This is a genomic window from Microbispora rosea (assembly GCF_044460045.1).
In the GTDB taxonomy this organism is placed as follows: Bacteria; Actinomycetota; Actinomycetes; order Streptosporangiales; family Streptosporangiaceae; genus Microbispora; species Microbispora rosea.
The window spans coordinates 116,286-129,305 of record NZ_JBITJO010000011.1 but is presented as its reverse complement, the minus strand read 5'-3'; the positions used below and the strand labels follow the sequence as shown (position 1 = coordinate 129,305).

The following is a 13,020-nucleotide window of genomic DNA, read 5'->3' as shown; positions in this document are numbered from 1 at the left end:
TTACGACCTCTGAAAACGCCTGCACCGCCGCTGCGCGGAACTGGCGAACGAGGTCGCGCCCCGTGTGCGGGTGGCCGGACTGTGCCCGCGCCGGTGGACGAGGTTCCTGCGCTACACCACCGCCTGCACACCGGCTCCTGGGCCCTGTCTCCTCGTCAGCCCTGTTTCCACAGCCGGGGCCGTTTCCCGGTGCGGTCCGTCCCCGTACGGATACCCTCCGCTGCATGGCCGAGGGTGGAGGTGTCTGATGCGTACCTGGTTCGAGCCGCATGAGGACGAGGAGTTCGAGGCGGCGAAGGACCTGCTGGTCCGCCGCTGCCTCGTGTGGGCGGGGGAGCGCGGCATGGCCGCCGACCCGCTGGTGCTGGAGGCGGCCCTGGACTCCCGCCACCGCAGCGTCGACGGCCGGCTGGCCTACTGGGACGAGGCGCAGGTGCGCAGGTTCCTCCTGGAATGGATCCCGCGCTACGTCACGGCTCACCGCGACGAGTTGGACACCGCGCCCGGCAGCCTGCTGACCCTGCTGCGCTACATCGCCGCGAAGGGGCTGCGCGACCCACGTGGCGCCACCCTGGCCGAGCTGGAACAGGCGGTGAAGGCCGCCGTCGCGGACTATCCGGCGGCGCTCGACGATCCCGCCCGCATGGGCATCGCGAAGTTCTGGGCGCAGACCGCGCTCGACAACGGCATCGACCTGACCGACCTCAAGGCGCTGGAGATGCTTCCCCGGGACGTCGAGGCCGGCCGGGTGCCGTACGACGCCGAGGCGCTCGACAGGGTCGTCGAGGCCCGGCTCGGCCGCCCGCACCTCGACGAGCAGCGAGCCTTCCCGCAGCCTCCGCTGGCCCTGCCACCCGCACGCGAACTCGCCGAGGCGGCGGCGCGCAGCGACGTCGTACGGCGGCTGACGGCCCTTGCCGACTGGGTGGGCGCCGAGGGGAAGACGCTCACCGAGGCCGGTCACCTCCGCCTGGCCGACGCCAGGGAACTGGCCGGACTGCTCGGCACCGGCGAGCAGGATCTGCAGGTGCGCAGCGCCGCGGACCTGCCCGGTGTCGGTCTGCTGCTCGCCTGGGCGACGCACGCCAGGATCGTCCGTGCGTCCAAGGGCCGCCTGCTCCGCATCGCCAAGGCCGCGCCGCTCCTGCGCGACCCGGAGAAGCTGTGGTCGCGGGCGTTCGAGGCGTACTTCGAGCTGGGCCGCGACATGCTGACGCCGCCGTCGTTGCTGTGGTCGGTGTTCGACGAGCTGATGCCCGACGTGCTCAACAGCGCGTACGGCATGGCGAGCCCGATGCCGGTGGCCCGGCTGGAGGAGACGGTCTGGCTGGTCTGCCAGGACTACATCCCGTCCGGCCACGTGCCGGAGGAGACGTGGCGCGATCGAGTGGGGCGGGAGCTGGCCCTGGCCATGGAGGCGCTGGCCGAGCTCGGCGCCGTGGAGCTGAGCCACGGCGTGGCCGACGCGCTGTACTCCAGCGATCTCGCCGGTGATCTCACCACCGGCGATCGCACCGCCGACGACGGGCTTCTGCTGCCGGCCGAGGCGCGGGATCGGCTGCTGCGGCGTCTCGCCGAGCCGGGCCTCCTCGTACGGCTGACGCCGCTCGGCGCGAGGGCACTGCGCGAGCGGATGCTGGCCGAGGGCCGGAACGCCCCGCTGATCGGCGAGCTGGCGGACGCCTCGGCGGCCGAGCTGCTGGGCGTGCTCCTCGAGCACTACCCGCCGAAGGCCGCGGCACAGGAGCTGGACGGCTGGCTCGCGGCGCACGGAGGCGACCCTGGGCCGCTGCTGGACGCGGTCCGCGCCTGTTCCTTCCGCACCCGGGCGGCCGCCGTGCTCTCCCTCCTGGCCGAGATCCATCCGGGCCTGCGGTCGCTGCTGCCCAGCCTGCGTACGGATCCGGTGCTGGGCCCCATGGTCCTGATGGAGCTCGCGCAACGCGGGGACCAGGCCTCCGACCGCCTCGGCGCCGACGAGAACCTGCTGGTGACGACGGAGGGCGTGCTCGGCCTGCTGGAGCTGGCGGGCCCGGAGAAGGTGCAGGAGCAGCTGCGTGCCATGGCCGGGCCGAACGCGCTCGCCCTCGTCGAGGCGATGGCCGCCTCCGGCCACCCCGCCCAGGAGAGCATGGAGGAGCTGCGCACGCTGGTCGCCGAGCCCATGCGTGCGCGGTCCCATCCGCTCAGATTCGTGCCCGGCCCGCGACCCGGTGCCCGGGGCCGCACCGCCGGACGGAAGCGCAAACGCTGAGGCGCCGGGGCGTGCTTGGATGACGTCATGGATCTTGACCGGGCACACGCGTTCGCCGAGACCTGGGTGGCCGAGTGGAACGCGCACGATCTCGACCGCATCCTGCGGCACTACGCCGGCGACGTGGTGTTCCGCTCCCCGATCGCGGCGCGGCTCATCGAGGGCTCGGACGGCACGATCCGCGGCAAGGACGCGCTGCGGGCCTACTGGGCCGAGGGGCTGCGGCGCAACCCCGATCTGAGGTTCGAGGTCGTCGGCGTCTACGCGGGCATCGACTGTGTCGTGATCAACTTCAGGAAGGAGACGGGGGCGCTCGCCAACGAGGTGCTGGTCTTCGAGGACGACCTGATCGTCTCCGGGTGGGGCACCCACGGCCCCGAATGAATCCCGTTCCTGGGGCGTCGGCGGCGTCCGAGCAAGATCCGCCGGTCGTGGCGGTCGCGCTCGGGGCGATGGCGGCCGTCGACCTGGTGGTCGCCGTGGACATGCTCCCGCCCGATTTGATCGGCGCGACCATCAGTGCGGGCAGCGAGCCCGACTACATCGACGGGGGGCCGATGACCTTCGCGCCCTACCTGGCCGGAGCGGCCGCGTACGGTGTCGCCGCCGTGGCGCTCGTGCTGGGGTCGAGGCGGCCGGAAACGCGGGCCGGTAACGCGAGCACCAGTAGGATGCCACGGTCCAGAAAGACGGAGATCCACCCTGGAAGGGCTGCACGTGGCGCAGAAGGTGATACTGGTTGACGACCTCGACCACTCCGAGGGCGACGATGTGGCGAGACGGGAGTTCCCGCTGCTGAACCGGACCTTCGCCATCGACCTGTCCGACGCGAACCAGCAGCGGCTGAGCGAGGCTCTCGCGTTCATCGAGGAAGTGCTGGAGAACGCCCGCGAGGTGAAGCAGGCGTCGCGGTCCAAGAAGGCCGCGGACACCTCCCCGCGGCTACGCGGCTACACCCTGACGGACGTCCGCGAATGGGCCCGCGAGCAGGGGCTCGACGTGCCCGCCCGCGGGAAGATGGCCGACGAGGTCATCGAGCAGTTCGTCGCGGCGCACCCCGCTACCGAGGACGCCGCCCCCGAGGACGCCGGTTCCGGGGACGCCGGAGAGTCCCCCGCGGAGCCCGCAGAGGCAGCCTCGGCGGAATCCTCGGCGAAGGCGTCTCCACGTGTGGAGGCGGCCGTCGGCGTCTGAGCGCACGTCCGGAGCCGATGTCTCGGCGGACGCTCCGGAGCCGACGTCTCAACGCAGCGTTCTAACGCAACGGTCTAACGCAACGTTTCAACACGACGTTCCAGATCGGGATTCGCCCGGCCGGCCGCCGCCACACGCAGCCGGACCGGGCGTCCGCCCGGCGTGTCGCCGCCCTGACCTCTGCCGCAGCCGAGGACTGACCTGTGCCGGAGTCGGGGATGCCGACGTGTGCCGCAGTCGGGGAGCGGCCCGCAGGAACCTTCGTAGTGCCGGTTTCGGCCACGGTCCACAGGCAACCCCAGCTTTGGGGCGCCCCTGGACCTAAATCCGGCTTGTCCAAGTTTTCCGCAAGCGGACTTTCCTAGCGTCTCCGCCGTCGCCCGATCAGGGCGAACTTCTACCGGTGCGATGCGAAGGAAGCACTCATGCGGCTCGGATACACGGTCCCCCAGTACGGCGCGTTCGCCGACCCGGATTTCATCCGGCAGGCGAGCACGGATCTCGAAGAGATGGGCTACGACAGCCTGTGGGCGGGCGACCGCATCCTGCTGCCGCTGACGCCCAGCGATCCGTACCCCGGAGGAGACGGGACGGTCCCCCCGGCTTTCGGCACCTTCTTCGACCCGCTCACCGCACTGACCCTGGCCGCCGTCGGCACGCGCGAGATCCGGCTGGGGACCAGCACGCTCAACGCGCTGTGGCAGCCGCCCGTCCTGCTCGCCCGCACGCTGACCTCGCTCGACCTGCTCAGTCACGGACGGCTGGACGTCGGCATCGGTCTCGGCTGGCTTCGGGACGAGTACGTCGCGACCGGGGTGCCCTGGCGGGGGAGGGGAGACCGGCTGGAGGAGACGCTCGACCTGATGGAGGCCGTCTGGACCGGCGAGGTGGTCGAGCACAAGGGCGCGCTGTGGACGGTGCCGCCGTCGCACATCGACCTCAAGCCCTGCCAGCGGCCGCGCCCTCCGATCCTGCTCGCCGGTTACACGCCTCCGGCGCTGGAGAGGGTCGGCCGTCGGGCCGACGGGTGGCTGAGCGCGGCCATGCCGATGCCCTACCTGACCTCTCTGTGGGGCCTGGCGCTGGAGGCCGCGTCCCGCGCGGGCCGGGATCCGTCCGCTCTGCGCATGGTGGTGCGGGTCAATCCGGAGATCACCGAGTCGCCGGCGCCCGCCGGCCAGGTGCCGCACGCGGGGACCGTACGGCAGGTCGCCGACTATCTGCTGACCCTCGCCGAGGCCGGGGCCCACGAGGCGTTCGTCGACCTTCAGACGACGACCTCTTCGCGTCAGCAGTTCCTCGACGTCGCGCACGCGCTCGTCACCATGCTGCGCGCGGGCTGAGACCGCGATCCCTGCAACGGGGATCCGCACGACGCTGAGCGGCGGTGCGGTGGCTGTTTGTAAGGAAGGGGTTACATTTCCTGACAGCGCCGCGCACAATAGGGGTCGATCTTTTGTGATCCGGCGTAGGCCGGATCATCCAGCCCGTCGAACAGGCTCTTCCTCATGTCCGCCCCCGTGCCCCCACCAGGAGAAAGTCCGGATCGATCCTCAGGAGAAAGTCCGGATATACACGAAGAAAATCGAAACAAACAGGATCGGCACTCCAACAGCCGATCGGGATTGGTCACCACGGCGCTGACCGCAGCGGTCACCTCTGTGGCGACGCTGGTGGCGACGGCGGCGGCGACGCCCTTCTCCAACAGGCTGCAGAGCCTCATCGAGCAGGCGCCGGTCACTCCGCTCATCACCGTTCCCGCGTCCGTGGGGGCGCTGGTGATCATCTGCTGCTATCCGTTGTGGCGGGGCAAGGTCAGGACGCCGGGCCGATGGGCGGCGGCCGTCGCCGCAGTGGCCCTGTGGCCTTTCCACCAGATTCAGTGGCCCCAGGGGCTGCGCAGCTGGGCGGGCCGGATGCTGGTGCCCCTCGCGGTCGGCTACATCGCCGCGTGCCTCGGGGTGTTCACCGGTCTGGTGGGGTTGGTGGTCGTCAAGGTGGTCGCGCCGTCCGGCGCGTGCGAGCCTCCGCGAGAGCTGCGGGTCATCACCGCTCTCGAGAACGTGACGGCGCTGCGTGAAAGGGCCGAGGCTTATACGAAGGAGCAGCGGACAGACGGGTGCGCGCCGGTGCGGATAGAGGTCGGCGCCGCGCCCACGATCGAGGAAATGCGCTACGGCTTCCGCAATGAGTGGCTCCGGGACGACGCGCTGCAGAATGACGAACCCTATCGCCGGATGCTCGGCCTGACCCCGGACGCATGGATTCCCACCAGTTCCGCGGAGTTCGATCTCGTCGTTCAGGACGTGTCGGAGAAGGGAGGAGAGAAGACGAACAACGTGGGCGCGCCGGAGAAAACGAGCAGCCTGCGTTCCCTCCTGCACAAGAGGAACGAGCAGGTGGGGACGGACCACATGTCGATCGCGGTGTTCGGCGCCGCGAAGAACGATCTTCTCACCGGCGAGCTGGAGAGCGCGGGTTACCCGCTTGCCGAGATCGTGCAGCGGGCCCGGAGCAAGGGCATTTCGCTCGTCTACCCGCAGCCCGCGTTCTCCACCTCAGGCGCGATCGTGGCCACGACCCTGAGCGGGGCAGGGCCGCAGCCCGGCGACGCCGCACTACGCGCGACCTTCGACAACAGCGCCAACGCCCTGCTGTGCCATCTGAGAGACGCCGGCCGGGAGAGAGCGGACGAGGACTGGGCGAGGCTGGTGGCGTTGGTTCCGTCGCACACCGCCGACGAGTACAACCGCGGCGGCGACATGGGCATCGAGGGATGCGCGCACGATCCGCTCGCGGGACGAGCGGCGCTGACCCCGGTCTCCTCCGTCGATCTGCCCACGCTCGACTATCCGTTCGTGGAGATCGACTGGTCGCAGGATCCGGCCCGCCGGGCGGCGCTGGACGGCTTCGCCACGTGGCTCGCGCACAACAAGCTGTTCGAGCCCGCCGGAGAGGGACCACAGCCGTCGTCTGCGGCCCGGATATCCGCGGACGCCGCCCGGCCGGGTCACCGGGTGGATCTCCAGATCATGATCGACGGCTCGGGATCCATGGCCCGGTCTCCCACCGCGTCCGCCTCCGCCCTGCACGACGCCCTGGCCGAGGTCAGGCAGATCCTGACGGACACCGACCAGGTCTCGGCGGGCAAGTTCTTCACCGACGACAGGGGGACCGCGAAGGCGCCCATGGCGCGGGAGGGCGACGGGGGCGGCGGAGAAGGCCCGGGAGGTTACGGCGAGGTCCTCCGCTGGATCGCGGACGACAGGCAGTCGGGTTTCGACGAGCCGATCTCCACGGCGATCGGCGGGTTGAGCCATCCGGCGAACTCGATCGCCGTCATCACCGACGGAGGCCCGTTCAACGACGAACCCGGCCCCGGGAACGCGGGACAGTCCATCAGGCGCGCAGTGCAAAGAGCCGCAGACGTGTCGAACCTCTACATCCTCACGTTCGGCGGGAGGTGCCCTGACGGGCTGGAGACCCCTCGTTCGGTGCGGCCGTCGGTGTCCGCGTCGCCGTCCGACGGGACGCCCGGGTCCTCGCAGCCTGTCGCCGAACACATCGTGTGCGACGACACGGCCGGTACGGATGTCGCGGGAGCGCTCGGACGCATGATCTTCCAGTTCAGGGAGTGGTCGTGATGGCGGCGGGCCCCTCCGGAGCGTTCTGGAGCCGATGGTACGAACGCTTCACGAGGTTCCACCTCAGGCTCGCGGCGGCCTGCTTCCTGGCGGGCGCGGTGTTCGTGATCGCGGTGAGCCAGCATTCCGGGTCGCCGTCCTCGCAGACCGCCTGCCCCGGACGCCCGGACGACCTCGTCATCGGGACGGGGGCGGAGATCGGCGCCGGCGGCGTACGGCACGACGTGATCAAGGCGTGGAACGACGAACAGCGCGAACTCAAGAAGAAGCCGCTGAAGGCGACGCTGGTCGAGATCTCCGAGTCCTCCGACGAGCAGCGTTCCGAACTGGCCGCGGCGGCGCAGTCGAAGCGCTGCGCCTACGACGTGCTCCTCCTCGACGTCGCCTACATCACCGAGTTCGCCAGGAACCACTATCTCGAGAAGTTCGAGCTGGATCCCGGGAAGCTGGGCGGCCCCCCGGAGCGATACTTCCTGCGGAAGTCGCTGGAGACCGGCCGGGTCGACGGAGAGCAGTTCGCGGTGCCGTTCGCCGCCGACGCTCCGCTCCTGTATCGGCGAACCGACGCACCGGCTCCGCCGCCGCAGGACACCGAGAAGTTCCTCGAACTGGCCAGTGAACACGGCTATGCGGCGCAGTTCGACGATTACGAGGGCGGCACCGTCAACCTGCTCGAAGCGATCTTCTCGGCCGGGAGCCAGAAGGCGGAGGATCGGAAGACACAGGCCGACGACCTCGTCTTCGACGACAGGGGAGACGTCGTCCTCGACCAGGACGACAACGGCGAGAAGGTGATGGACGCGCTGCGGGCCTGGCGCGAGGCCCTGTTCGCGGGAAACAGGGACGACACGCGCCCGCCGCCGGGCGAGAGCGCGCTGCGGGAGGAGAGCAGCCTCCAGGCCTTCCGTACGGGCCTGGTGGGCTACATGCGCAACTGGCCGTTCGCCTTCAACCGGCTGGCCGCCGACCCGATGATGCGCGACGACGACGGGTCCCTGAAGTTCCAGGTGCTCTCGTTCCCGGGAACCGGAGTGCTGGGAGGCGTCGACCTCGCCATCGCCAATGACTCGCCGCACAAGGAGGAGGCCAGGGAGCTCATCTACTACCTGATCTCCCAGGACGTCCAGGAGAGGTTGTTCGCCTGTGCCGGCTATCCGCCGGTGGTCGCGGCTCTGTACGAGCGGTACGAGAGATCGGGGATCGCGCGGACGTGCGGAGATCTCGTGGGTGACGGGGCGGACGGCGCGGGCCGCCCCGCCGAGCGGGACACCGAGATCACGGGCGATCAGCTCGTGCGGTTCGCCGGCGAGGTTCACGAGGCGGTGGACCACGCGAGGCCGCGTCCCAAGTCCGCCTACTACGCCACGTTCAGCCAGGTGTTCCGATCCTGCCTGCTACCCGTGGCGACGACCGCGTCCGGCGCGGCTCCCGACTTCCACTACTTCTCCGACGCCCTCAGGGACGCTCTGAACGGCAGACGGCGGTCGGACGACGCCTGCCATCCTCCCGCGCAGGCAGCGTCGAAATCGGACATTAGGGGATAAAGGCGGCATAAGTGCGCCGCGAAGGCCCTAACTGGGACAATAGGCATTAAATACCGTAGATCACCGTTTGTGGCTCGTTCCGCCCGGAAACAATGACGGCGCGGGGCAATGACCACCTTAACGGTCATTAGGCGACATTCCTGTTCATTTAGGAATGGCGCACATATTAGGCAGTTGATCCTTTAGAGGGGGACGAAATGCCCAAGCTCAAGAAGGTCATCGCCGGACTCGCACTTTCCACCGCGCTCGGCGGTGGTGCCCTCGCCCTGGGCGCCACGGCGGCGAGCGCCACGACCGCCCCGACCGGCTGGGGCTGTAGTAACCCGTCCAACGAGTTCGATGCCGGGTTCAACAACACCTTCGAAAACAGCGCCTTCCAGACGGCGCCCTTCCTGACCGACTCCTTCTCGAACGGCTGCTCCCGGAACTGCTCCAGTTCGGACCTCGACGACATCCTCTGGGATGTCTGCGTCGCCGGCCACTGCTCGAACGCCCTCCCCGGGCTGTTCGGCTGTGACAATTAGGAGACCGGTCTGACGGCCTGCGGAACGACCCGCCCCTCCACGACTACGCGTACGCGTGTGCGACGTGCGTGGAGGGGCGCGCAGGTCGTCCCCGGCCCGAGGGCCGCGAGGATCACCAGCGGTTGCGGGCCTCCTCGGCCCAGCCGGTGAGGCCGTCGAGGTCCACCCAGGCGCCGTCGTCGGCCCTGGCCCGTCCGGAGAAGTGGCCGAAGCACTGGTGCGTCTCGTTGCCCACAAGGCCGAGCTCGGTGCGGGCCGCCTTCTCGTGGAACGGGTGAAACTCCACCTCCACCCGCGGACCGGTGATCCGCCACGGGCGCAGCCAGTCGGCGCGATCGTACGACCACTCCAGCTCGTCGCCGATCTTGTGCAGGCGCCCGCCGGCGAACAGGGCGTTCTCCGTCGAACCGGTGCCGTCGGTCCACTTGCCGCCGAGCTGGATCGCCCGGCCGGGTCCGCTGCCCGCCGCCCAGTTCCAGGTGACCGAGTAGGGCCACTTCCCGCGACCGTGGTCGAGCACGGCGAACGAGTCCGCCTCGTCGACGGTGAATTCGGCCGATTCCAGCCGCAGTCGCCCGCGCACCGGACGGCCGACGTCCTTCACCGTGTACTGGAACCGGTTCGGCCCCCACGGCACCACCACGCCGAGCGACTCGTGGCCCTCCGGCCGCGGCACCTCCAGGTCGAGCTCGACACCGGGCGCCACGGCGCGGATCGCGGTGCCGGAAGCATCCTGCTCGATGTCGATCGTCACACCGCCGCCGCGTACGGACGCCACGCCGGCGCCGCTGCGGTCGGGGAAGACGGCGCCGCGGGCCAGCGGCACCACGACGTCTCTGGCGACCTCCACGCGGGTGTCCCGGTCGAGCACGTACACCCCGTTGACCGCGGCGTAGTCCAGCGACGACGCGACCAGGCCGACGATGTGGCGGGGGGTGACGATCCCCCAGTATTCCCAGCGCTTGCGCCGGCCCCAGCCGTGCAGGTTGGAGCGGTGCAGCGGGCGGCGGGTCCAGCCCACCGCGCCGGGGTTGAGCCGCCCGTCCGGCAGGCACAGGTCGACCGGCTCGGTGATCTCCCGCTCGTGCGTCGTCATGCGAATGCGCGCCTTTCCGGGATCGAGCGTACGAGATCCTCGGGGAGCACCCGGCCGGCAGCCCTGGCACGCCCACCGCGAGACCCGGCTGTTCGCGCCCCGATCACCGTACGGCGCCGAGCACCGCCCAACGGCCGGACCGCAACCTGGCCAGCACAGTGATCATTCGAATCAGCAGGAAGGCCGACAACCCCGACCAGATCCCCACCAGCCCCCAGCCGAATTTCAGCGACGCCCACACCACCGGCAGGAACCCCAGCAGCGCCCCGCTCGCCGTCGCGGTGCGTAGGTATGCCGCGTCCCCGGCGCCGAGCAGCACGCCGTCCAGCGTGAACACGACGCCGCCGATCGGCTGCAGCGCGACGAAGAACCACCATGCGCCGGACATCTCGGCCAGCACCGTCGCGTCGGTGGTGAACACGTGGGGGAGGACGCCGGCCAGCGCCGCGAACACCACGCCGAGCAGGGTGCCGAAGACCAGCCCGCAGCCGGTGACCTGCCAGGCCAGGCGGCGCGCCCGCTCCGCGTTGTGCGCGCCGAGCGCGGCCCCGACCAGCGCCTGTGCGGCGATGGCCAGCGCGTCGAGGACGAAGGCCAGGAACATCCACAGCTGGAACACCACCTGGTGTGCGCCGGCCGTCGCGGCCGAGGTGTGGGCGGCGACCGCGGTCGCCGACACCCAGCACGCCTGGAAGGCCAGGCCGAGCAGCACCAGATCGCGCGCCAGACCGAGCTGGGCGCGCATCGCGGCCGGAACCGGAGCGAGCGGCACGCCCTCGGCCCGCAGCGCCCGCACGAAGAGGATCGCGGAGACCGCCTGACCGGCCACGTTGGCGACCGCCGAGCCGTCGATCCCCCAGCCGAGCCCGTACACCAGCGCCGGGCACAGCACGGTGGAGATCACGTTGCCCGCGAGCACGTAGCGCAGTGGGCGCCGCATGTCCTGCACGCCGCGCATCCAGCCGTTCCCGGCCATGGTGATCAGGATCAGCGGAGCGCCGAGCAGGGCGATCCTGAGCCAGCTCGCCGCGGCGTCGGCGACCCGGCCGTCACCGGTGAGGAGATGGGCGACCGGCCCGGCGAGCAGCTGCCCCGCCACGGTGATCACCAGCCCCGCGACCGCCGCGAGCCAGGTCGCCTGCACCCCCTCGGCCACGGCGTCGGCCCGGCGGCCCGCGCCGTGCAGCCGGGCCGCGCGGGCGGTCGTGCCGAAGGACAGGAACGTCATCTGCGAGGCGATCTGAGCCAGCACGATCCCGCCGACCGACAGCCCCGCGAGCGGCACCGCGCCGAGATGACCGACCATGGCCGTGTTGACGAGCAGATAGAGCGGCTCGGCGGCCAGGACCCCGAGCGCGGGCGCGGCGAGCGCGAGTATCTGACGCAGCGGGGCCGGGCCCACGTGCTCACGCATGCGTTCCTCCGGGAAGGCCGACAGGAACGCAATCATCTTGCTGTTGCAAATAGTTCGCAACAAGACCGGCGGGAAACAAGAGCCCGGCGGGATGAGGCCGACCGCGCCGGTCATGTCGGCGCCGCTCATGCTGTCGCCGGACGTGACGAGGCGGGCCGCGTGCGCGTCACCGTACGCCCGGAACGGCGACGGGCCGGCCCCCGCCGGAAGACGGAGACCGGCCTCGCCGTCGGTCAGGACGTGGGAGCGGGGGTCGGTGTGTCCGTGGGCTCGGAGGTGGGTGCCGCGGTCTCGGTGGGAGTAGCGGCTTCTGTGGGAGTCGTGGTTTCCGTGGGGGTCGTGGCCGGGCCGGGCGTCGTGGCCGGCGGTTCGGTGGGGATGGTTGTCGGCGTCGGACAGGGCTCAGGGGTGCGCCAGGCGGGCTTCCCCGAGTGCCACTTCAGCGAGTACGGCGAGCTCTTGCCGAGGTACCACAGCCGCTTGCTCGGCCGCGAGAGGTCGAAGACGTAGGCGGCCGCCGCCGTCTCCCCCTGAGGGGCGGCGGGTGTCGTCTCCTCGGTCTGCGGGGGAGCGGAGCTCGTCTCGCCAGGGGGAGTGGGAGCCGTCGCGGTCTCGGCCGGAGGAAGGGGAGTGTTGTCCCCAGGCGTCGGCGTGCCCTCGGAGGGCGCCGGTGCGCCCTCGGAAAGCGTCGGCGAGGCCTCGGGAACCGCCGGCGAGGCCTCGGGAACCGTCGGTGTGGTTTCGGGGGCCGACGGTGGTGCGGACGGAATCGGCGCCGGGCTCGGCGGGGTGGGCGGGGTGGGCGTCGGTGTGCCGGGCTGGACGGTTGCGACCACCGAGATCCAGGCGTTCTGCCGGATCTCGCCGCCCTTGCGGGCGGTGAGCACCCGAGTGGCGTCGCCGATCGCGTACGACCGCTCGAAGCCGTCCTGGCTGCGTACGGTGACCGAGTCGTCCGCCACGGAGACGGCCTGCCCGGTCTGGGTGAACACCGTGACGGTGCCGCACCCGTCCTTGGCCGGCACGACCACCTCGCCGTGCAGCGCGCCGAGGAACGGGCCCACCATGGGCACTTCGGGGGTGGGTGTCGCCGTGGGGGCGTCGGTGGGGATCTCGGCCGGGTCGGCCGTCGGCGTGATCGTCACGGTGGCCGTGACGACGGGATCCGATGTCTCGGCCGGCGGCGTGACGGGGGCGGCGTAGGCCGCCGTCGCTCCGATGCCGCCGGACGCCGTCAGCACGAACGCGGTCGCGAGGAGCATGGGTTGGGAGATGCGCCGGCGTGGCCCGCCTGGTCCGGACATCAGTCCTTTTTTCAGGCGGTGGGGGTTGGTCGGCTTCACCGGTCCT

Annotated in this window: 11 protein-coding genes; 8 read left to right on the top strand and 3 right to left on the bottom strand. The window is 70.8% G+C overall.

Annotation, left to right across the window (positions count from 1 at the left end; genetic code table 11):
• Positions 1-247 precede the first annotated feature (247 nt).
• From ACIBK1_RS33985 to ACIBK1_RS33950, 8 genes are all read left to right on the top strand, one after another.
• Positions 248-2,254, top strand: a complete 2,007-nt coding sequence (locus ACIBK1_RS33985; protein WP_396739817.1) for a hypothetical protein — start codon at positions 248-250, stop codon at positions 2,252-2,254.
• Between the two features lie 27 nt (positions 2,255-2,281).
• Positions 2,282-2,638, top strand: coding sequence for a nuclear transport factor 2 family protein (locus ACIBK1_RS33980; protein ID WP_076439364.1), 357 nt, complete (start codon positions 2,282-2,284; stop codon positions 2,636-2,638).
• Complete coding sequence (locus ACIBK1_RS33975) at positions 2,635-2,997, top strand: hypothetical protein (protein ID WP_396739815.1); 363 nt, start codon at positions 2,635-2,637, stop codon at positions 2,995-2,997. The genes ACIBK1_RS33980 and ACIBK1_RS33975 overlap by 4 nt, the downstream gene beginning before the upstream one ends.
• Complete coding sequence (locus tag ACIBK1_RS33970; protein WP_396739813.1) at positions 2,984-3,448, top strand: Lsr2 dimerization domain-containing protein; 465 nt, start codon at positions 2,984-2,986, stop codon at positions 3,446-3,448. The genes ACIBK1_RS33975 and ACIBK1_RS33970 overlap by 14 nt, the downstream gene beginning before the upstream one ends.
• A gap of 425 nt (positions 3,449-3,873) precedes the next feature.
• Complete coding sequence (locus ACIBK1_RS33965; protein WP_030509090.1) at positions 3,874-4,791, top strand: TIGR03619 family F420-dependent LLM class oxidoreductase; 918 nt, start codon at positions 3,874-3,876, stop codon at positions 4,789-4,791.
• Between the two features lie 282 nt (positions 4,792-5,073).
• On the top strand, positions 5,074-7,092 hold the full coding sequence (locus ACIBK1_RS33960; protein ID WP_396739810.1) for a hypothetical protein: 2,019 nt from the start codon (positions 5,074-5,076) through the stop codon (positions 7,090-7,092).
• Entirely contained in the window at positions 7,092-8,636 is a 1,545-nt protein-coding gene (locus ACIBK1_RS33955) for an extracellular solute-binding protein (protein ID WP_231513966.1), read from the top strand. The genes ACIBK1_RS33960 and ACIBK1_RS33955 overlap by 1 nt, the downstream gene beginning before the upstream one ends.
• Positions 8,637-8,833: 197 nt before the next feature.
• Positions 8,834-9,160, top strand: a complete 327-nt coding sequence (locus ACIBK1_RS33950; protein ID WP_030509087.1) for a hypothetical protein — start codon at positions 8,834-8,836, stop codon at positions 9,158-9,160.
• 112 nt (positions 9,161-9,272) lie between these two features.
• Here ACIBK1_RS33950 and ACIBK1_RS33945 read toward each other — a convergent pair whose 3' ends face one another.
• From ACIBK1_RS33945 to ACIBK1_RS33935, 3 genes are all read right to left on the bottom strand, one after another.
• The gene (locus tag ACIBK1_RS33945) at positions 9,273-10,256 is read right to left on the bottom strand and encodes a DUF2804 domain-containing protein (RefSeq protein WP_396739808.1); all 984 of its coding nucleotides are present in this window, start codon (positions 10,254-10,256) and stop codon (positions 9,273-9,275) included.
• Positions 10,257-10,359: 103 nt separating this feature from the next.
• Positions 10,360-11,799, bottom strand: a complete 1,440-nt coding sequence (locus ACIBK1_RS33940) for an MATE family efflux transporter (protein ID WP_396739806.1) — start codon at positions 11,797-11,799, stop codon at positions 10,360-10,362.
• Between the two features lie 104 nt (positions 11,800-11,903).
• Complete coding sequence (locus tag ACIBK1_RS33935) at positions 11,904-12,932, bottom strand: hypothetical protein (RefSeq protein WP_030509084.1); 1,029 nt, start codon at positions 12,930-12,932, stop codon at positions 11,904-11,906.
• Positions 12,933-13,020: the final 88 nt, after the last annotated feature.

What these genes read in the sequence shown, in the direction of transcription:
- ACIBK1_RS33985 (WP_396739817.1), top strand. Translation starts at nt 248, where the DNA reads ATGCGTACCTGGTTCGAGCCGCATGAGGACGAGGAGTTCGAGGCGGCG.
- ACIBK1_RS33980 (WP_076439364.1), top strand. Translation starts at nt 2,282, where the DNA reads ATGGATCTTGACCGGGCACACGCGTTCGCCGAGACCTGGGTGGCCGAG.
- ACIBK1_RS33975 (WP_396739815.1), top strand. Translation starts at nt 2,635, where the DNA reads ATGAATCCCGTTCCTGGGGCGTCGGCGGCGTCCGAGCAAGATCCGCCG.
- ACIBK1_RS33965 (WP_030509090.1), top strand. Translation starts at nt 3,874, where the DNA reads ATGCGGCTCGGATACACGGTCCCCCAGTACGGCGCGTTCGCCGACCCG.
- ACIBK1_RS33955 (WP_231513966.1), top strand. Translation starts at nt 7,092, where the DNA reads ATGGCGGCGGGCCCCTCCGGAGCGTTCTGGAGCCGATGGTACGAACGC.
- ACIBK1_RS33950 (WP_030509087.1), top strand. Translation starts at nt 8,834, where the DNA reads ATGCCCAAGCTCAAGAAGGTCATCGCCGGACTCGCACTTTCCACCGCG.
- ACIBK1_RS33945 (WP_396739808.1), bottom strand. Translation starts at nt 10,256, where the DNA reads ATGACGACGCACGAGCGGGAGATCACCGAGCCGGTCGACCTGTGCCTG.
- ACIBK1_RS33940 (WP_396739806.1), bottom strand. Translation starts at nt 11,799, where the DNA reads ATGAGCGGCGCCGACATGACCGGCGCGGTCGGCCTCATCCCGCCGGGC.
- ACIBK1_RS33935 (WP_030509084.1), bottom strand. Translation starts at nt 12,932, where the DNA reads ATGCTCCTCGCGACCGCGTTCGTGCTGACGGCGTCCGGCGGCATCGGA.